Below are 18,495 nucleotides of genomic sequence, written 5' to 3' on the forward strand. Positions count from 1 at the left end.
TGATGCACCCTCTCGATCATTGATCGCTGCTTCGGGTCAGTCATGGGCGCGCATAGTCACAGCGCTTCAAAGCAAGCAGCTTGCTATGCTCTAGATCCGGAGGTGCCAACCGCGACGTTCTTACGTGCATCGCCTACAACCACCCGCCTGGTTGCTTGCGAACGAATGCACGCAGCTACAGCTATTGGTCACGATCCCGGGCCCGGAAAACGCGCCAGGCTGAGATGATTGCAAGCAACAACAACAACCCTGCAACACCAGCCCACAGAGAGCCGCCTTGCGTTAGATTGTCGCCGTCGGGAGTGAGGCAGCTGGATAACGCTTGCGATATGCAACCCCGAAACTTCCAGTACCTTTCATAAAATAACCATCCAAAACAAATCGACATGAATGTTAAAACGAATACCGAAACATATTTCATTTTGTTCCTGCTATGACCTTTTCACGCAGACTAGGGAAATGCCACCGGTTTGAACTCGATTCAAGCGACAGCTTCAGACTATCGGTTTCATTCATGTCGTTGTCGGAGAGCCGCTGCATACTTTTGCCGGCTTATGTGGCAAGCGCAAACTGGCGACAGCCGCAAGATCGCGCAGCGATATGTCGCTCTGTAGATGCGCATCCATGAATTCGTTCCTCCGCGCGACCGTCCGCCGGCTGAGAGGGTTGACGCGATGGCCAGGCGAAACATGTCCATCTAGAAAACCCACGCGCATCGCCAGAAGTGCGAGATTAACTAAGAGCGAAAGTCGAAATGGGGCGCGAGGAAGGCGCATGGTTACGCTCCGCACCGCCTTTAGCTTGTAAGAGCCATTCAGATCCCGTTAGGCCGGCAGCCACTCCATCTGGCCTACAAACAAGAAGGCATTGGGCATGTTCAAGGAGCGAACCGTTTCAAACCCCAGAGACGCATGAGCTCGACTGGAGCAGATATACCCGCGTCAAGGACATAGGGATCGAGCTTTCGTCCTCGGCCTTTCCCGAGATCTCGCACTGGAAGCCCATGGCCAAACCCCTGTAACATGTAGAGCGACACCCGAAAACGTCCGTCTTGTTTCCACCGGATAAGCGTACCCCATGGCTGGACGCCCGTGCGGCGCGTATCTTCCGGAATGCCGTTAATCTCGAGCCATTGATCAACGCATGCCTTTGCGTTAACGGACTTCACCACGCGATCTTCTGTTCCTTGCCATATGGAGACCGGGGGCCAAACGCTCTGCGCAGGAGAAACCGCTTTGACTGGGCTGCCCCATCCTTCAGGTGGAGGCGAGGTGCCGGATTTCATCGCCCGCAAAGCGGATACTGCGTCCCTTGCGGTTCCAAAGGGCATTCCGGCGACGATGGCGCCACCGGCAAACAGGCCGGGATATGTTGCGATAAGGGCCGATGTCATTGATCCCCCTGCAGATAACCCCGCAATGTAGATCCGGGACCGATCGATCCGGTGGCGGTCAATTGCATGTTCGATCATCTGCCGGACAGACATGAGTTCGCCACGGTCGCGCGCCACTGAGCTTGGCCGAAACCAGTTGAAGCAGCCATAGGCGTTGTTGGCATTCTTCTGTTGCGGACAAAGTAGAACAAATCCGCGCTGGGCAGCGAGCCTTGAAAATCCGCTTGCAGCGTCGAGGCTTTCAGGCGTCTGCCGGCACCCATGAAGGATCACGACGAGCGGCGGCTTTGCTGGCAACCGCTTAGGAAGATAAAGCTTCATTGCAAGGCGTCCGGGGTTGCTGCCGAAGCCGACTACCTCCCTAAGGACCGGATTTGCGCCGCCTTTCGAGATTCTCGAGGTGGATCTCGTTTTCGTCTGCGAACTTTTCCAAGCCTTTTCGAAAAGGCTCTGAAGTTTCCTTTGAGTGTTCAATAGTCGTGAGAAAGACTTCGCAAATCGCACCTTCACCGGCTACGTCCTTACCACGAGGTCTTCGATGCTTCTCCCGTAGCCAAAGGCAACCATCGACAGACAAGTTTTCAAATTTCTCACGCTATTCGCAGTGGTCCAGCAGCCATCAGACGTTGGACGAAGGCGGAGCAGGTGGGACGAGCGGTTCGGCAGCGAGCGCCCGACTTAGGCGCTCCTCTTGCTCCGGAGACAGCGAGGAGCGCAAGACCTTGGCCTGCTCACCCTTGAATGCTTCCAGCACCTTCTCGGGTTGCGCCTTCCGGATGAGAAGGAACAGCGCCGAGCTATCGGCCGGAATCGCTTCGGCCAGCCGCTTGACGAGGTCGTCATCGATCCCATAGTCGGTTATTGAACCGGCAAGCGCGCCCGATCCGGCGCCGAAGGCGCCACCGAGGACCATGCCCGCCAGCGGGTTAAGGAACAGGAGACCGACCAGCGATCCCCACAGGGCACCAGAAACGCCGCCGCTTGCCGCGCCGGCCGCTGTAAGATTGAGGCTTTGCTTCAGGCGGACCTTGCCCGAGCTGTCGCGGACTGCGACGACGGCGTCTTCCAGATCGACGAGGTATTCCTTCTCGAGTTGGACAAGCCGGTTGAGAATGGAGTCCGCCTTGTCGGCGGTATCGAAACCGAGCACCACGAGTTCTGACATCGAGTTTCTCCGCGTTGGTATCTCGAAAAGACATAGAAGCCAAATAGGTTTCGTCCATGAGCAAATCCTGAGCTGATCCGTGATTTCCGCGCGCTCCGGTCGAGCCAACACACCCGTCGAGTCAGCACAATATCCGTCGCCTTCGTCATCGAGTTCGTCCTCGGGAATTCCCGCGCAGAACCTTGCGGTTCAGTCGGTAAAGGCTGGTCCAGATGAAGGTGAGGATTTTTCAGGAAACGTGGAACTGGAGCGGCGCCTCGGTTTGCGCTCAGGAGGTCACAAAGCTGGTATTGCATCGCGATCGAAGAAAATGTTGCAGAATTTCATTCTGCTGTCGCGCTGCTGCCTCCGAGCCGATCTTGCTTCCATTTTTTGAACGGCGCGAGGAGTTGGCCCGGAAAGCGCGCTTCGATCTCGGTTTCCACGATATTGATCTTTGCCTGAATTTCGGGCTCCAACTCTCCACTTGCCGAAACGCTCTCGCTGTCGATTTCGAGCTTCGCCAGGAGTTCAAATATCTCGTCGTCTGTCCACTTCTCAATGGATTGGGCGAAATCGGCCGCGCTGTTCTCTTGCTCCATCATTGCCTCCACCCTTTAGTAAAGCAGTCTACTTCTCAGCTCTGTTAGCCATTCGAACCGACTTCATATCAATGCATGGCCTAAAGGCGCGGCGATAAAACGCGCCGAGGCTGATCGGCAAGATAGGCTTCGGGACGGGCGGCTCGATTTCATCGATAATGTCATTTCGCATGCGCTTCCTCGGCGAAGGCGAGGTACTGGTCCACCAGGTCATGAGCGGCCTCGGGGGTCTCGGTTTCCGGGCTGTACCGGCACCAGGTGTCACCAAGAGCACTCAGCGATCCGTACGACATCAAGAGCTCCTTTTCCCTTCAAACGCGGGACCCGTTTTATTGTTCACGGCGTGGAGTTAGTTGTTAATCGTAAGCGGCGTGCCGCTCGCACCTTGACCGAAATCATACGCTACATTTTACTGATCGCAGTATGATGGAGGCGGCAACTATGCGACGCCATGAGCGGTCATCGTTATGTCTTGTAGCGGCGGTATGCGGTCGTTCACGGCAACTCCCAAAGGCGACAAAATGATAGAAACAGAGCGTCTTCTGTTGCGGCATCCCAGCGCGGTTGATCTCCCTGCTTGGACCGTGTTTCTCTCCGAGGCTGAGGTCACTAGATTCATCGGCGGCCCGCAAGATGCTACAGGTGCGTGGCGCAATCTATGCCTTTTCGCAGGGGCTTGGAGCGTTCAGGGGTATAGCAATTTCTCGGTAATCGAGAAGGCGACGGGTCGTTGGATAGGCCGCGCGGGCGCGTGGTTCCCTCCCGGATGGGTAGGCCCTGAGATTGGCTGGGCGTTCAGTCGCGACGTTTGGGGCAGAGGATACGCCACTGAGGCGGCAACTCGCTGCTTAATTTGGGCGTTTGAAGAGCTTGGTTGGATGGAAGCAGTCCACATCATTCATCCTGAAAATTATGCCTCCATCGCCGTCGCAAAAAGAATCGGTGCAATCCCTCGGGTATCTGAAAACGCCCAAAAAAATCTCGTCTATGTCACCACAAGGGAAGGCTGGTCTCCCAAAGACAGAGCGACAACGGGATAACGAAAGCTGATGTCCGCAGAGGGCCGATATTGTTGAAAAACTCTGCTTGGGCCGCGTGATTCAATCCTCTGAGTGATTTGCAGGGAATCAGGCGAATGATGGGATGTCAGGTGGTTCCGGCGCAGCTCTTCTACGATTTCTGCCTCGATGATCATGTCCCTGCAGACCATCTGCTGCGCGGGATCGACCGTCACCTCGATCTCGATAGCGTTCGAGCACAGTTGAAGCCTTTCTATAGCAACACTGGTCGGCCCTCAGTTGATCCTGAGCTGATGATGCGAATGCTGATCATCGGCTACAGCATGGGTATCCGTCGGAACGGCGACTTTGCGAGGAGGTCCATCTGAATCTCGCATACCGATGGTTTTGCCGCCTTGGCCTGGACGGAAAGGTACCGGATCATTCCAGCTTCTCGAAGAACCGTCATGGCCGGTTCCGGCAAAGCGGCATCCTGCGGCACATGTTCGAGACAATGGTGGAGCGCTGCCTTGCTCAAGGGCTTGTGGGCGCGGAAGGATTTGCCGTTGATGTCAGCTTGATCGCGGCGGACGCCAACAAGCAGCGCTCCGTGCCCGGCGCGGAATGGGAAGTCAAAGACGATGCCGACTGCGTCTTCGGCCACGCGCTACTTCACCGCATAATTCCGGAATTCGGTAGCAAATGCCACTACGCTTCGGGAGTATCTTTAACGGCAACTCTGGTGCGATTCAGCGTTCGGTCGTTCATCTGTGGACGCAACTACCAGAATCATCGATCTCAATGCTTACGAAACATCCCACCACAGCAATCTTCCCAGGCGATCTATTCGCCAGATCGTCCACATGCCGTCCTCGGCTCTTTGCCAGCTACTAGCCAGGAGCCGAGCCCGATGTCATCCGCTTGCATGACAGAGCACGGCCCGAATACGTGCGAGGATGCGCCAGATGTAGCCCGAACCGGGAGGCAGCAAATGGACTTTCACATTCTCGTCGCCGCGCATATGCGCTGCCGTCGCCATCCCCCACGGATGAGCGCCGCTGCCGAGGACCAATACTACGGCGATAAGTCCATCCTGTTACGTCCGAGCGTCCGGCTGCTCGCGCCGATCGCCGTAACCGCCGGAATGATCCTGCTTCTGGTCGGCTTATCCGGACAAGAGGCGCTACCATGTCCTAGTGAGCCAGCCATGCTATATTGCGATCCGTTGCCATAGGAGGCCGCGAGATGGAAGACAGCGAGGCTGACCCGGCGGCGATCCTGGGAGTGATCCGCGCCGAGACCGATGCCTGGTTGCAGCGGGACTTCGAAGCATGGGCGGACCATTGGGTGCAATCGCCCCAGACCCGACGCATGGAAGCTTGGGTTTCGCTCGGCGTGCGGGTGGACGAAGGCTGGGTTGCGATCGCTGCACGGATCAAGAAAATCGTGGAGAGATTTCCGGAGAAACATACCTTTGCGGGCCGCGTCCGCTGGGAAAAGGTCAACGTCGTCATCGACCGGGACATGGCTTGGGTGACTTTCGACCAGATCGGCAGCGACACTGGCGAGGATCGCAAGCGCCAGCTTCGGATTCTTCACCGGATTGACGGCGTCTGGAAGATTGGCTGTGCAGTGGTGATGGAGTGCACTGTTGAGGAGGCGAGCTGCCCGCTGATAGAAGTCGACGCAGACGTGCAGATTCTTTGGACGAACCGGCTTGCGCGGGAGCGCATGCTCGGCCATCCGGGCCTGGCCGCCGCCGCCGGAAGGCTGCGCGCCCGGCGGCGTGAACGCGACGCTGGGTTGCGTGACGCAGTGCGCTCGGCTTTCTACGAGTTGCAGAGCCAGCGCCCATTGAACGTCGTGCCGAAACAGGCCTGGGCCGTGAAGCTCGGCGAGGATGCTGCGGGAGTGTCGCTCTACTGCTGGGTCCTGCTCGAGGATGGCAGGGTGCTGATCTCCTTCGACGACGCTGAGACGATCGAACGCCGGATCGCTTGTGCGCGGGAGGTCTTCAACCTCTCACCAGCACAGACCCGACTTGCGCGTCTGATCGTCGATGGCCTGGAACTCGCAGCGGCCTCCGATGTGCTCCAGGTCAGCGTCAACACGCTGCGTACCCAGTTACAGCGCATCTTCGACAAGACCGGCGTGCGAAGCCAGGCCGCGCTAGTCCGTACGCTGTTGAGCACCGAGGCTCCGACCAAATAAATTCAGCCGGTTAACGTCTGCCAAATTCCGGTGACGCGATCGATTTTCTTCAGAATCCGACGCGAGGTCGAAAGTATTGCAGCTGGGTCCCGAATGTGCCGCAGCGATGGGCTTGAAACGTGCTCCTTCACCAAATCTCGTACATGCCATATCCGGTCGTCCTCACGCATTGGTTTTTTCTCTCACATGGCGAATGGGAACGGGAACGACGCTAACGCATGAGTATGTCGGTTTGGCATGGGGCTCACGGCGACTTCTTTGGCGAGGCATCTGCCATCGCGGTCAATCAAAGCAGAAAACTAGCTCCCCAGCTCTCCAGCGGCCAATGATCATCTGTCCCAGGCCCAATTCGGAAATGAAAATCCTTTAGCAATTTCTCTCTGAATAGCCAGCAGGTCTCGGTGAACTGCTGCCGCGTGACTTCGAAGCTGACATGCACAGACGGAATTTCATCGGATTTAAACATAAGGCCCGCTTCGACTCTTTCGGGTGTTAACGGCGTTCGGACCCAGAAGGAGACCGCTGCTGGCCATTGGAACTTGCTGATCGGCGAAATGACCACCGCTCCGAGGATCAAGTAGGTAAACTCTACGACCATGATGGGCGGACCCGGCTGTATATGCTGACCGATGTTCCTGAGGGGGGACCAGCGAACTCCCCATGCCAGTCACCGACCTCGATCTCCGGCAGGGCGAATGCGCGGCGTGGCTTCTGCTTCCCTCGTGGCATGATACCTCCTCGCGTGAGCGCGCCAGTCGACCCGACCAAAACCGTAGGCGGTGTTTTCCTCGCACATTGACCAAGCTCGATTGGGCTTTCCGAAAAATGCCGCTACGACATTGATGGCAAGAATGCGCCAATAGGGGACATCGGGAGTCGTGCTCCGGCGCTAATGCGCCTTCAAATTGGGGCGATTAGCTTCGGCTTTCAGATCACTCGCCCCTTGACGACCCAACACGACGTTGGCGCAACTACCGCTCCCCGAAAACGGACCTGAGCTCAGCCACGTTATCGTCCGAAAGCAGGCGCCTTGGCAGGCCCCGTAGCATAACGAGGAGTTTTGCGGTCTCTTCAAGTTCCTCAGCGGCATAGACGGCCGAGGAGATGTCTTTTCCGGTGACCACGGGACCATGGTTTGCAAGCAGCACGGCGGCATGTTTGCCGCCGAGCGCGCGGATCAAGTCCCCCGCCTTCTCGTCGCCCGGCCGCACATAATCCAGGAGCTTGACCTTGCCGACGCGCATGACGACATACGGCGTCAATGCTGGCACACAATCATCCGGATCAATGTCGACAAGACAGGAAAGGGCCGTTGCAAAGGTTGAATGAAGGTGGACCACGGCCCCCGTGCCGGGCCTGGTCTCATAAAAAGCCTTGTGCAGAAACACTTCCTTCGACGCTCGGTCGCCTGACTGGTGGCGTCCATCATGACTGATCTTGCTGATCCTTTCGGGATCAAGAAAACCCAGACACGAATTCGTGGGAGTGATGAGGATGCCGTCGTCAACGGCCGCGCTGATATTGCCTGCTGATCCGACCGAAAAGCCGCGTTGATAGAGCGAGCGCGATAGGCGCACGATATCCTCGCGGACTTCCCTCTCTTTCGAGCTCATATCCCCTTCAACCTTTCCAGCGCTTTGACGACGAAGTCATGAGAGCCAAAGTTGCCTGACTTTAACGCCAGGGCGATCGGCTTTTCCCGTTGCGAAAGAAGGACCGGCACGCCCGGATCGATTTCCTGTCCTATGGTCAGCGCCGAGATCGAGCGCCGATGCGACCGCACCTGACGTTTCGCCCCCGGCAACAACCAACCGCGTCACGCCCGCAAGAACCAGTTTGCGGGCCGTGTCGGCAAAGAAGGCGTCGAGCTTGGCTGCAACCTCTTCGCGGCCGTATCTCCTCTGTATCTTTTGGACCTCCTCAGGCGTGCCGGAGGAATAGGCGAGCGGAGCTTGCTCGCGGTTCTTCGTCATGAATTCCACGACATCGTCGCAGCTTGTCTCGCCGCTCATCACCTTGTCGACGTCGATAGCAAGCGTCGGGTGGTCTTGCTTGTGGACTTCGATCTGGTGGCGGGTGGCACCCGAGCAGCTTCCGGCCAGGATCGCCTCAGGCCCGTCCGTTCCGATCCGTGTGCCGGAATTTCCCGAAGCGAAGCCGCGTCGAATGAAATTCTCGGGCAGGCCGATCGCTATGCCCGAACCGCCCGTCACAAGCCTGTGGTCGGCGATTGCCGCGCCGATTGCAAGCAAGTCCTTGTCCGACGTTGCATCGACGACGACAAACCTGTGGTCTGTTTCGGCAAGCGCCGCAGTGATTTCGTCCGGACCTTTGCGAACCGTATCCAGCGCGACATGTCCGACGGAGGATCGGGTCTGGTAGCCCCGCCATCGGCGGATGTCGGGATCGGTCATAGGTGTAAGCGGATGGTTCTGCATGCCGGATTCGCTGAGAAGCCGATCATGGACGAAGAGGTGCCCCATATAGAGGGTGCGCCCGGCACCCGGGAAGGCAGGACATACGACGACGCCCTTTACATTGAGCGCTGATGCAAGCGCTTCGGCCACGGGTCCGATCCTCACGCGTGGAGTCGAAGGTCGAACAGTATTTGAACACGATCTGTCGGCAGCCTTGTGCCAAGAGCCAATTCAAGGCGGCGAGCGATTGCGCCATGGCATCGACAACCGGAATTGTCCGGCTCTTCAAGGCGACCACCCCCGCTTCAATATCTCCGGAGGCCGCGGTTCCAGGGACGCCCAGAAACTGCGCAGTACGCAAACCGCCTTTGGGGCCGATGCCTCTTGCGATCGTGTTCGCAATATCGCTCGCGCCGGTGAAATCGTCGGCGATCACTCCCAGAAGCACGTCCTACTCCTCTCCGCAGCGCTCGTAGATCATGGGATCAGGTGCGGTGCAGGCGATCCAAGGTTCAACTCATTCCTCCGCCCTTAGTTTTCCCTGGTACGGGTGCGGGCGTTCAAGGCAGCTGCAATATGCATCACACCAAGTTCGGGGCTGGTCAGTATCGGCACGCCGGCCTCGCCGATCCCGTTCAGCGCATTTGCCATCGAGGCCTGAGCAAGAACAACCACATCGACGCTGTCGCCGAGAGAGGCCAAGCCTTCGCGTATCATTGCATCATGCGCCGGCCTGTCCCCGCTCCGCAATTTATCGAAGGCCCCCTCACAAAGCCGACTGGTCACCGAGATATTGACCCCCATCCTTTCCGCATGGCGCTCAATCAAGCCGGTCGTGGGGCTCAGCGTCGTAGCCAGCGTCGCCAGAACACCAATTCGGTTGCCGCGCTGCAGCGCCTCGATTGCCATTCCATCATCCACGCGGAAAAGCGGCACCGTGCAAAGGGACATTGCCGCATCGACGGCAGGGCCGAGCGACGAACAGGTGACTATTACTGCCGACGCCCCTGCATCCACCGCCGACCAGATGTGGGTCGAAAGCCGCCGCATCGTCCGGCGTGACAGCGCGCCATCCCGGATCGTATCCGCCAGCAAGCTCTCATCCACCATATTGAACGACCGCCAGTCCGGCAAATGGCGGCTCGCGAGTTCGTTGAACGACGGGATGATGCCGGGAACCGTATGGATCATCGCGAGCTTCGGGGTCTCGTTGACGTCGGTCGTCATGGCTTTCTGACTCTGCTTCTGCTTGTGCGACTCTTCACTTCGAATTCATGCCGGCAGGATTGACTGCACCCAACGCCTCTCATGCTTGCGCCGGAATGGGTCGAAAGATCGCTTTAAAGATGTCCCCAGCCTATCCGGCCTGGCGCGGCAGTTTTGACTGATGCCTCGCCCGAAACGGAATTTTCCGCCGTCTGCGGTTCGCCAGTCGACGCACTATGCTGTCCCGGCTGCGATAGCCTTGCGATCAGGTGAGGTCGCACAATGCCGAGAACCTCTACCCAACCGTTTATTCCCGCCCGAAGCGTGCCATGCCGCGGCGTGCGGCAACAGTTCAGGTCAGCCTTCATGTCTCCACTCCTCAAGCAAATTCCCAGCGATCAAGGAATCCCCGCGAAGGCGGACGCTGTCGTCATCGGCGGCGGCATTATCGGGGCAACGGCAGCGTTCTTTCTCGCGGAGCGCGGCTTGTCGGTCGCGCTGGTGGAAAAGGGTCGTGTCGGCTGCGAGCAGTCGAGCCGCAATTGGGGTTGGTGCCGTCAACAGAACCGCGATGAGCGGGAACTGCCTCTGTCAGGTGTCGCCCTGCGGCTTTGGGGTGAGTTTGAGTCGAAGATCGGCGAGGACGTCGGATTTCGTCGGTGCGGTCTGCTCTACGCGACGGACAATCCGAAGCAACTGGCGGAATGGGAAAGCTGGCGTGAGATAGCTCAGCGCTTCAACGTCAGTACCCGTATGCTGAGCGCCAAAGAGGCAGCTACGGCAATCCCGGCAAACGGCCGCCGCTGGCTCGGCGGGGTCCATTCCATCGATGATGGCAAGGGTGAGCCTTCCATAGCAGCGCCCGCGATCGCCGAGGGTGCTCGGAAACGGGGCGCGACAATCCACCAGGAATGCGCTGCACGAGGCCTTGATCTGACAAACGGGACTGTATCGGGGGTGATTACCGAGAAAGGTTTGATCCGAACAGAAGCCGTCCTCTGCGCGGGCGGTGCCTGGACTTCGATGTTTTGCCGCCAACACGGCATCCTGTTTCCACAAGCAAGCGTGCGTCAGACCGCTCTTCGCACCAAGCCCACGGCCGATCTCGGTGAGGCGCTCTATACGCCGGAAGTTGCGTTGACCCGCAGGCTGGACGGTAGCTACACGCTGGCGATCAGCGGCCGAGCGATGCTCGACATAACGCCACAAGGTCTTCGTTATGCGCGTTGGTTCATGCCTATGTTTGTCAAGCGCCTGAAGGCTGTGCAGTTCGGGATCGGAGAGTCCTTCTTCAGGGGGCCGGAAGCCTTCGGAGGTTGGAACGGGCGCGGGACGTCGCCCTTCGAGAAGACGCGCATTCTCGATCCGTCCCCGAACCGTCGGACGGCGGCTTCTATCTTGAAGCGGGTCAAAGAGCTGTTTCCTGCCTTGGCGGGGATTGAAATCGCCGACAGTTGGGGAGCCTATGTGGATTTTACGCCTGATGCAGTGCCGGTCATCTCACCGGCCGAGGGGGTGAATGGCCTATACCTGGCGGCGGGTTGCTCCGGTCACGGCTTCGGGCTTGGGCCCGGCATCGGCCGCCTGGCCGCCGACCTGGTTGCCAACGATACCCCCTGTGTGGACCCCACCCCCTTCCGCCTCTCGCGCCTCCTCGACGGTTCGAAGGTCAAGGTGGGCGCAATTTGAGATGGCCGCTTTGGGCCGACAGCAGACTTCAGCCGTTTGTTCGTCCCGAATAATTCCACGGCAAAAGCTCATCGATGCAACTCTGCCTGTGACCGTTGACGATGGCGGTGAGCGTCGCAGTCAAATAGGTCAGCGGATCGACGGCATTGAATTTGCAGGTTTCGATCAGCGAGGCGATTGTCGCCCAATTCTCTGCTCCCGCGTCATGGCCTGCAAAGAGCGCGTTCTTGCGATTGAGAGCTATCGGTCGGATGGTCCGCTCGACGGTGTTGTTGTCGATCTCTATGCGTCCGTCGGTCAGGAAGAGCTTCAGGCCGTCCCAGTATTTGGCGATGTAGGCCAAAGCCTCGCCGAGCGGCGACTTCGTCGCGACACGGGCACGGTGATGGACAAGCCAGGCCTGCATGTCGGCGACCAGTGGCGCTGACCGCTCCTGTCTCCCAGCCAAGCGAGCCTTCGGATTAAGGCCCCGAAGTTCGGCTTCGATGCGGTACAGTTCGCCGATGCGCTTGACGCCGTCCTCGGCAATCGGTGCTGAGCCGTTGCGGGTGATCTCCACCAGCTTGCGCCGGCCATGCGCCCAGCAATAGGCAAGGTGGATGTCAGGACCGACACGCTCCGGTGCGATCAGCCTGTTGTATCCGGCATATCCATCGACCTGCAGAATGCCCGAGAAGCCCTGCAATATCCGTTCGGCATGAATGCTCCGCGACCGGGCGCATGGGTAAAGGCAACACCTGGCGGAGCACCGCCATTCCAAGGACGATCATCCCGCGCCAGCGCCCAGAAGTATCCGGTCTTGGTTTTGTGCGAGCCGGGATCGAGAACCGGGGCACGGGTCTCGTCCATGAACAGCTTGGATGAGCGCTTCAGGTCGGCGATCAGCGCATCAAAGACGGGACGCAATTCGAACGCTGCCCGACCGACCCAGTCAGCCAGCGTGGATCGGTCGAGGTCAATGCCCTGGCGGCTCATGATCTGGGCCTGACGGTAAAGCGGTAGATGATCGGCATATTTGGAGACCAGCACATGGGCGACGGTCGCTTCTGTCGGCAGTCCTGCCTGGATCAGCCGTGCTGGAGCCGGGGCCTGAACGACACCGTCAGTGCAGGCACGGCACGCATATTTGGGGCGACGGGTGACGATGACGCGGAACTGTGCCGGGATCACGTCCAGCCGCTCGGAGATATCCTCGCCAATGCAATGCAGGCAACCGCCGCAGGCGCAGATCAGGCTTTCCGGCTCGATCACCTCTTCGACACGCGGAAGATGCTTTGGAAGCGAACCGCGATTGATCGCGCGTGGTTTGGCAATCCCGTTTCCAGCAGGAACGTCCGCGTCATCCTCGGCATGGATCGCGGCCATGGCCGTTTCCAGGTCCTCCAGTGCCAGATCGAACTGGTCGGGATCGGTCCTCTCGGATTTGCGCCCGAAGGCTGCTTGTTTGAAGGCGGCTACCAGCTTCTCAAGCCGCTCGATCCGCTCATCCTTGCGGGCGATGTGCTCGTCTTTGCTGGCTATCACGGAGTCTTTGGCCGCCTCGCTTAGCCGCGCCGCAATCAGCATCGCCTTCAGGGCGGCAACATCATCGGGAAGGTCGGCGGCATCCAGCATGGGCGAAAACTATCAAATCCGTAGCCGACTTGCCTGTGGAATTTGCCGTGCTGAGTCATCGTGCCGCAGCTACTCGATGGCCTCCGGTGTTCTCGTCTGGACGGCATGAACCCGCCGCCAATCAAGGCCCGCAAACAGGGCCTCGAACTGGGCATGTGTCAGCGTCATCAGGCCATCCTTGATGGCCGGCCAGGTGAACGTGTGCTCTTCCAGCCTCTTGTAGGCCATGACGATGCCGGAGCCATCCCAGTAGATCAGCTTCAGCCGATCCGCCTTGCGGGACCGGAAGACGAAGACAGTTCCGGTAAACGGGTCCTTGTGCAGCTCTTGCCTCACAAGCGCTGCCAAGCCGTCATGACCCTTGCGGAAGTCTACGGGTTTGGTGGCCACCATGATTCTAACGCGGTTTGACGGAAAAATCATGTCGCCGCCGTCAGGGCGCGAGCGATTGCAGCGATCCGGGCAGCAGACGCACCTTCCTCAAGACGGATGGTGACGGGCCCGAGGACGATCTCGGGGCGACTGAGCATCTTAGGCGGCAGTTCCGAAACAGGCGGATCGACGATCACCGCCGCGAACTCTACCGCATCCTCCGGTGCTGGCAGGATCAGCTTGCCCTGCCGTGCCATCGTCCGCCAGGTGGAGAGGCTGTTCGCTCGCAATCCATAGCGCTGCGCAACTTCATTGACCGTCGTGCCAGGCCTCAAGCTTTCCGAAACAATCTTCGCCTTGACCTCATCAGGCCAATGTCGGTGGACCTCACGTTCAGGCTTCCTGGTTGTGAGAAACTCCAAATGTAGTCTCCATGGAGAAACACCCGTTCTTCATCCATGGAAACCTCGATCACAGATCAGGCGGCAGAGGGCAATGTGGGGACGGAACACCCGTTACTGTTAATCGGCAACCACAGCCAGACTTGATTGAAAGAAATTATCCTTGGGATGTTAGCAATGTCCTGACGGCCCGAGGTGGGTACGAGCTGCGTCTATGACCGGTCAATCTGATTAATCCGTGACGGGCGCGGTTTCCTGACCTCGAAACCATTCAGTTGAGAGCAGTCATCACTCTCCCTCGTGACTCCCGGGCGACGGAAACATGACAGTTGAGCAAGCATGCTCCATCAAAAGTTCGTCTGACCCCATCAGTCGGCGCATCGTGCTAGGGAAATCTAACGCCGGGCGATTTGAAACCTCAGGTCTGCGCGGTGAATTTTTAAATCCCGAGCACGCACATGGACCTCTCGAAGATCAAGACGCTGATCGACTTTGTCGGCCGATCGAACATTACCGAGCTGACCGTGACGGAAAAGGACGTGACGGTTCGGATTTTCCGAGCGTCTCCGGGACAGGGGGCCGCCGGCGAGTTCCCGCAAAAAGCAGGATCTCCGGCCAGCCTTGTCCCCGATGCGCCTTCGAGCATCGACAAAACCCATGCAGTAAAAGCGCCCGTTTTCGGCGTTCTGCACCGGGCCCCGGCGCCCGGCGAGCCGCCATTCGTTGCCATCGGCGACGAGGTGGAGGAGGGGCAGACGCTCTTCATCATCGAGGCGATGAAGGTCTTCAACAAGATCGCCGCGCCGCGGGCCGGGCGCATCACGCACCTGATCGAAATCGACGGTGGCGAGATCGAGACCGGCGAACTGCTGGCGGAGATTGCCTGATGCTGGAAACGCCTGAACAAACCGCAGCCGCCGAACTCCGTTTCGATACTGTGCTTATCGCCAACCGCGGCGAGATCGCCGCCCGGATAATGCGCGCCTGTCGCGACCTCGGCCTCAAGGCGGTCGCCATCTGTTCCGAGGCGGACAGGCAAGCGCCTTACAGCGAAGCGGCAGACGCTTTTCTCTGCATCGGCCCGTCGAGCGCAGGCAAGAGCTATCTCAATCAGGATGCCATCCTTCTCGCGGCCCGCCTGACCGGCGCGGGCGCCATCCACCCCGGCTACGGTTTTCTGTCGGAGAACGCCGCATTCGCCGACGCGGTCGAAAGGGCGGGGCTGGTCTTCATTGGCCCGGCCGCTTCTTCGATCGCGACCATGGGCGACAAGATCGCGGCGAAGCGGGCGATGATGGCGGCCGGTGTCCCCTGCGTTCCCGGTCCTGATACCGCGCTGCCCGACGAGCCGGCTTCGGTCGAGCGCATCGCGCTGGAGATCGGTTACCCCGTTATCGTCAAAGCGTCTGGCGGCGGCGGCGGGCGCGGCATGCGCGTGGTGCCTGAGGCCGACCAGTTGCAGGAAGCGATCGCGCTGACGCGAGAAGAGGCGCGCAAAGCCTTCGGCTCGCCCTCGCTCTACATGGAGAAATTCCTCCAGCATCCGCGCCACATCGAAATACAGGTTCTTTGCGACGATCACGGCAATGCCGTTTGGCTGGGGCACCGGGACTGCTCCATGCAGCGCCGCCATCAGAAAGTGGTGGAGGAAGCACCGGCGCCCGGCATAGCACCCGATATCATCCAGCCGGTCGGCATGGCCTGCGTGGAAGCCTGCCGCCAGATTGGCTACCGGGGCGTCGGAACCTTCGAGTTCCTCTATGAGGACGGCGCTTTCTATTTCATCGAAATGAACACGCGACTTCAGGTCGAGCATCCCGTCACCGAGATGACGAGCGGGCTCGATATCGTCCAGGCGCAGATCAACACGGCGCAGGGTCGAGTTCTGCATCTCGCCCAACGCGATGTGACATGCGAAGGCCATTCTTTCGAATGCCGCATCAATGCCGAAGACCCCGAAAACTTCCTGCCGTCGGCGGGTGTCATCACTCATCTGGCTTTGCCTCAGGGACCTGGTATCCGCGTCGATACGCATATCCATGCCGGCTATAAGGTCTCGCCCTATTACGACTCGCTGATCGCCAAGCTGATCGTGCATGCGCCGACGCGGGCGAAAGCAATGGCAAGAATGTGCGAAGCGCTTGCCGGCACCGAGATCGACGGTATCGCCACCAATCTTCCCTTCCTGCGGGCCCTGTTCGAGGACGACGCTTTCGCGCGCGGCGAGACGGATATTCATTATCTCGAGCAATGGCTGAAGCTGCGGAGGGTGGCGGCATGAGCGCGATCGATTTCAGCGATCCGGCCACCATCGCATCCCTTACCGCCGCGCTGACGGCAGCAGGCGTGGACGGGCTGGAAATCTCCCGGCCGGCCGGGCAGCTTCGTATCGTCATTTCAGGGGAGGGCGGCGCCTCGATCAGCTCGACGGAGACGATGCCGCGCGCTCCGGGCTCCGCGCTGGTGGTCGTGAAGGCGCCGATGGCAGGATACTTCTGCGCCGAACATCCCGCCTCTACCGCGCCCCGAACTGTGCCGCGCTCCGTATCCGACGCCGATATCCTTGGCTTCATCAGGATTGGCCATGTGCTGCTTCCCCTCAGCGTCGGCCGTTCCGGTGTTTTGACCAGGTTGCTCGCAAAGCCGGGCGCGCTGGTCGGATTCGGTGACCCTCTGGTCGAAATCGAGCTCCCATCATGATCGCCACGACGAATAGACATGCGCAACGCGAGATCGTTCCGGCGACCCAAAACCGGGCGCGGGTTTCTGCGATCGGCACCCGATCCTTCCTGCTTGAAGCGCCAGGCGACTTCGAACTTGCCGCGCAGCGACGAATCTGGGCCCTGTCGCGGATCGTCAAGGGCTGGGAGGATCTTGCCGAAGATATCCCCGGGATGACCAACCTGCTGGTGATCTTCAAAGAGACGCCCCAGGATCCCGATGCGGCGGTCGTCCGGCTGCTGCAGGCATGGGAGAATGCGCAGAGCATCGATCTCGTAGGCAAGTGCATCGAAATTCCCGTCCATTACGGCGGCGAACATGCGAGCGATCTTCCGGCCCTTTGCGATCTCTCGGGCCTCAGCGATCGCGAGGTGGTGCGCATCCACCATGAAGCAACCTACCGTGTCTTCGCCTTGGGAAGCGCGCCCGGTTTCGGCTATCTGCATGGTCTCGATCCCCGTATCTACATGCCGCGAAAGACCATGCCCTCGCTGAAGATGGCGAAGGGCTGCGTTACCATCGGCGGCATGCAAACCGGCGTCGCCATGCTGACGGGCCCGAACGGCTGGAATTCCATCGGCTTTGCGACACTGGAGATGTTCGACCCAATCTCGCCGAACCCCGCCATGATGGCGCCGGGAGATACGGTGCGGTTCCTGCCCGCAAGGATCGAGCTTTGATCGAAATCTTGGAAAGTGGCCCTTTCAACACGGTGCAGGACCTCGGTCGTCCGGGCTATCGCGATATCGGCGTATCGGCCAGCGGCGCGATGGATCCGCTCGCGGCCCGGATCGGCAATATTCTCGTCGGCAATGATGAGAATGCGGCAGCGATCGAGGTGCAAACCTTCCCGTTCCGCCTTAGTTTCGAACGCCGCATGGCCTTTGCCGTGACCGGCGCCGACAGCAATCCTCATCTCGATGGATCGGAGCTGCTTTCTTGGTGCGCTCATGTCGCCGAAGCCGGACAGGTTCTCGAATTGAGGCAGCCCTTGCGGCTTTCTCGTTCCTATGTCTCGCTCGGAGGCGGGCTGGATATCCCTGTCGTCATGGGCTCGCGCAGCACGTCGCTTCGCGGCGGTTTCGGGGGCAATGCCGGTCGGCCACTGGCGAAGGGCGACCGGCTCGCGGTTGGCGAGGACTTGGAGATTGCGATGCTGCCGGCCCCAGGCCTTGCCATCATCGAGCCGGCGACGGCGTTGCGCGATGTCTTCCCGGCTCCCGTTGACGGCGTGCTGCCCATTCGCGCTCTGCCGGCCGGCGAGCATGATCTTTTCGCCCGAGACGGCGAAGAATTTTGGAGCCAGACCTGGAGGATTTCCTCTCGAAGCGACCGGACCGGCTACTGCTTGTCTGGCGAGCCGATCACGCCGACCACATCGATCGAGATGCGCTCCCATGGCGTCGTGCCCGGCGTGATCCAGGTACCGCCGGGCGGCGAACCGATCGTGCAGATGAGCGATGCGAATACGGCCGGCGGATATCCGAAGGTTGCCGGCGTGATCGAATGCGACCTCTGGCGGCTCGGCCAGGCCCGCATCGGCGCCCGCCTGAAATTCTACCGCTCGACGCATGCCGAGGCCCGGGCCGTCGAACAGGCTGTTGGCCGCTATGTCGAGGATGTCAGGCAGACGTCCCGAATGGTCAAGCTGGCCCTGAAGGCCATGGCCTGATGTGGGACGACGGCATGGATGAAAACAAAGAGCCCAAGTCCATCAGACGGAGGTG

General features: G+C 59.7%; 16 protein-coding genes and 3 pseudogenes. 9 read left to right on the forward strand and 10 right to left on the reverse strand.

The genetic code is table 11. The features are described 5' to 3' along the window. Nucleotides 1-877: 877 nt before the first annotated feature. From EV130_RS02350 to EV130_RS33815, 4 genes are all read right to left on the reverse strand, one after another. Nucleotides 878-1,903: an extracellular catalytic domain type 1 short-chain-length polyhydroxyalkanoate depolymerase gene (locus EV130_RS02350; protein ID WP_132659144.1), complete on the reverse strand. Its 1,026-nt coding sequence runs from the start codon at nt 1,901-1,903 to the stop codon at nt 878-880. A gap of 109 nt (nt 1,904-2,012) precedes the next feature. Continuing rightward, on the reverse strand, nt 2,013-2,558 hold the full coding sequence (locus EV130_RS02355; RefSeq protein ID WP_074063894.1) for a DUF1269 domain-containing protein: 546 nt from the start codon (nt 2,556-2,558) through the stop codon (nt 2,013-2,015). 323 nt (nt 2,559-2,881) lie between these two features. Beyond that, nucleotides 2,882-3,142 (reverse strand): hypothetical protein, encoded by a 261-nt coding sequence (locus EV130_RS02360; RefSeq protein ID WP_074063895.1) that lies wholly within the window; start codon nt 3,140-3,142, stop codon nt 2,882-2,884. 158 nt (nt 3,143-3,300) lie between these two features. Further along, nucleotides 3,301-3,432 carry a hypothetical protein gene (locus tag EV130_RS33815; protein WP_257788708.1) on the reverse strand — a complete coding sequence of 44 codons (132 nt, stop codon included), beginning with the start codon at nt 3,430-3,432 and terminating at the stop codon, nt 3,301-3,303. 228 nt (nt 3,433-3,660) lie between these two features. On the opposite strand from EV130_RS33815, the gene EV130_RS02365 reads away from it, so the two are divergent. The 3 genes and pseudogenes from EV130_RS02365 (at nt 3,661) to EV130_RS02375 (ending at nt 6,348) form a co-directional block, all read left to right on the forward strand. Beyond that, on the forward strand, nt 3,661-4,179 hold the full coding sequence (locus tag EV130_RS02365) for a GNAT family N-acetyltransferase (protein WP_165918475.1): 519 nt from the start codon (nt 3,661-3,663) through the stop codon (nt 4,177-4,179). A 95-nt stretch (nt 4,180-4,274) separates the two neighbouring features. Further along, nucleotides 4,275-4,762, forward strand: a pseudogene (locus tag EV130_RS02370) (transposase); the annotation flags it as partial. A gap of 620 nt (nt 4,763-5,382) precedes the next feature. Beyond that, entirely contained in the window at nt 5,383-6,348 is a 966-nt protein-coding gene (locus tag EV130_RS02375; RefSeq protein WP_132659146.1) for a helix-turn-helix domain-containing protein, read from the forward strand. A 971-nt stretch (nt 6,349-7,319) separates the two neighbouring features. Here the strand turns inward: EV130_RS02375 and otnC are convergent. From otnC to EV130_RS02395, 3 genes and pseudogenes are all read right to left on the reverse strand, one after another. Continuing rightward, a complete protein-coding gene (otnC, locus tag EV130_RS02385; RefSeq protein ID WP_074063899.1) occupies nt 7,320-7,961 on the reverse strand; it encodes a 3-oxo-tetronate 4-phosphate decarboxylase in 642 nt (213 codons plus the stop codon). Further along, nucleotides 7,958-9,213 (reverse strand): annotated as a pseudogene (otnK, locus tag EV130_RS02390) (3-oxo-tetronate kinase). Before otnK ends, otnC begins: the two are co-directional and overlap by 4 nt. Before the next feature lie 83 nt (nt 9,214-9,296). Further along, nucleotides 9,297-9,992 carry an aspartate/glutamate racemase family protein gene (locus tag EV130_RS02395; protein WP_074063900.1) on the reverse strand — a complete coding sequence of 232 codons (696 nt, stop codon included), beginning with the start codon at nt 9,990-9,992 and terminating at the stop codon, nt 9,297-9,299. A 345-nt stretch (nt 9,993-10,337) separates the two neighbouring features. On the opposite strand from EV130_RS02395, the gene EV130_RS02400 reads away from it, so the two are divergent. Continuing rightward, the gene (locus tag EV130_RS02400; RefSeq protein ID WP_074063901.1) at nt 10,338-11,660 is read left to right on the forward strand and encodes an NAD(P)/FAD-dependent oxidoreductase; all 1,323 of its coding nucleotides are present in this window, start codon (nt 10,338-10,340) and stop codon (nt 11,658-11,660) included. A gap of 28 nt (nt 11,661-11,688) precedes the next feature. On the opposite strand, the pseudogene tnpC reads toward EV130_RS02400, so the two are convergent. The 3 genes and pseudogenes from tnpC to tnpA all read right to left on the reverse strand — a co-directional run bounded on the left by tnpC (nt 11,689) and on the right by tnpA (nt 14,068). Further along, nucleotides 11,689-13,274, reverse strand: a pseudogene (gene tnpC / locus EV130_RS02405) (IS66 family transposase). Between the two features lie 69 nt (nt 13,275-13,343). After that, a complete protein-coding gene (tnpB, locus tag EV130_RS02410; protein ID WP_017961385.1) occupies nt 13,344-13,697 on the reverse strand; it encodes an IS66 family insertion sequence element accessory protein TnpB in 354 nt (117 codons plus the stop codon). Further along, the gene (tnpA, locus tag EV130_RS02415; RefSeq protein WP_132549283.1) at nt 13,694-14,068 is read right to left on the reverse strand and encodes an IS66-like element accessory protein TnpA; all 375 of its coding nucleotides are present in this window, start codon (nt 14,066-14,068) and stop codon (nt 13,694-13,696) included. Before tnpA ends, tnpB begins: the two co-directional genes overlap by 4 nt. Nucleotides 14,069-14,505: 437 nt before the next feature. Between tnpA and EV130_RS02420 the strand changes: the two genes are divergently transcribed. The 5 genes from EV130_RS02420 to EV130_RS02440 are packed head-to-tail and all read left to right on the forward strand — an operon-like array spanning nt 14,506 to nt 18,440. Beyond that, nucleotides 14,506-14,934, forward strand: a complete 429-nt coding sequence (locus EV130_RS02420; RefSeq protein WP_132549280.1) for an acetyl-CoA carboxylase biotin carboxyl carrier protein — start codon at nt 14,506-14,508, stop codon at nt 14,932-14,934. Continuing rightward, nucleotides 14,934-16,328, forward strand: coding sequence for an acetyl-CoA carboxylase biotin carboxylase subunit (gene accC, locus EV130_RS02425; protein WP_074063904.1), 1,395 nt, complete (start codon nt 14,934-14,936; stop codon nt 16,326-16,328). The genes EV130_RS02420 and accC overlap by 1 nt, the downstream gene beginning before the upstream one ends. Further along, nucleotides 16,325-16,747, forward strand: a complete 423-nt coding sequence (locus EV130_RS02430; protein ID WP_074063905.1) for an acetyl-CoA carboxylase — start codon at nt 16,325-16,327, stop codon at nt 16,745-16,747. The genes accC and EV130_RS02430 overlap by 4 nt, the downstream gene beginning before the upstream one ends. Beyond that, entirely contained in the window at nt 16,744-17,448 is a 705-nt protein-coding gene (gene pxpB / locus EV130_RS02435) for a 5-oxoprolinase subunit PxpB (protein WP_074063906.1), read from the forward strand. The genes EV130_RS02430 and pxpB overlap by 4 nt, the downstream gene beginning before the upstream one ends. Then, nucleotides 17,445-18,440 carry a 5-oxoprolinase subunit C family protein gene (locus EV130_RS02440; protein ID WP_132549277.1) on the forward strand — a complete coding sequence of 332 codons (996 nt, stop codon included), beginning with the start codon at nt 17,445-17,447 and terminating at the stop codon, nt 18,438-18,440. The genes pxpB and EV130_RS02440 overlap by 4 nt, the downstream gene beginning before the upstream one ends. Nucleotides 18,441-18,495: the final 55 nt, after the last annotated feature.

The organism is Rhizobium azibense (assembly GCF_004342325.1).
Lineage (GTDB): Bacteria > Pseudomonadota > Alphaproteobacteria > Rhizobiales > Rhizobiaceae > Rhizobium > Rhizobium etli_B.

What these genes read in the sequence shown, in the direction of transcription:
- EV130_RS02355 (WP_074063894.1), bottom strand. Translation starts at nt 2,558, where the DNA reads ATGTCAGAACTCGTGGTGCTCGGTTTCGATACCGCCGACAAGGCGGAC.
- EV130_RS02360 (WP_074063895.1), bottom strand. Translation starts at nt 3,142, where the DNA reads ATGATGGAGCAAGAGAACAGCGCGGCCGATTTCGCCCAATCCATTGAG.
- EV130_RS33815 (WP_257788708.1), bottom strand. Translation starts at nt 3,432, where the DNA reads ATGTCGTACGGATCGCTGAGTGCTCTTGGTGACACCTGGTGCCGGTAC.
- EV130_RS02365 (WP_165918475.1), top strand. Translation starts at nt 3,661, where the DNA reads ATGATAGAAACAGAGCGTCTTCTGTTGCGGCATCCCAGCGCGGTTGAT.
- EV130_RS02375 (WP_132659146.1), top strand. Translation starts at nt 5,383, where the DNA reads ATGGAAGACAGCGAGGCTGACCCGGCGGCGATCCTGGGAGTGATCCGC.
- otnC (WP_074063899.1), bottom strand. Translation starts at nt 7,961, where the DNA reads ATGAGCTCGAAAGAGAGGGAAGTCCGCGAGGATATCGTGCGCCTATCG.
- EV130_RS02395 (WP_074063900.1), bottom strand. Translation starts at nt 9,992, where the DNA reads ATGACGACCGACGTCAACGAGACCCCGAAGCTCGCGATGATCCATACG.
- EV130_RS02400 (WP_074063901.1), top strand. Translation starts at nt 10,338, where the DNA reads ATGTCTCCACTCCTCAAGCAAATTCCCAGCGATCAAGGAATCCCCGCG.
- tnpB (WP_017961385.1), bottom strand. Translation starts at nt 13,697, where the DNA reads ATGATTTTTCCGTCAAACCGCGTTAGAATCATGGTGGCCACCAAACCC.
- EV130_RS02420 (WP_132549280.1), top strand. Translation starts at nt 14,506, where the DNA reads ATGGACCTCTCGAAGATCAAGACGCTGATCGACTTTGTCGGCCGATCG.
- accC (WP_074063904.1), top strand. Translation starts at nt 14,934, where the DNA reads ATGCTGGAAACGCCTGAACAAACCGCAGCCGCCGAACTCCGTTTCGAT.
- EV130_RS02430 (WP_074063905.1), top strand. Translation starts at nt 16,325, where the DNA reads ATGAGCGCGATCGATTTCAGCGATCCGGCCACCATCGCATCCCTTACC.
- pxpB (WP_074063906.1), top strand. Translation starts at nt 16,744, where the DNA reads ATGATCGCCACGACGAATAGACATGCGCAACGCGAGATCGTTCCGGCG.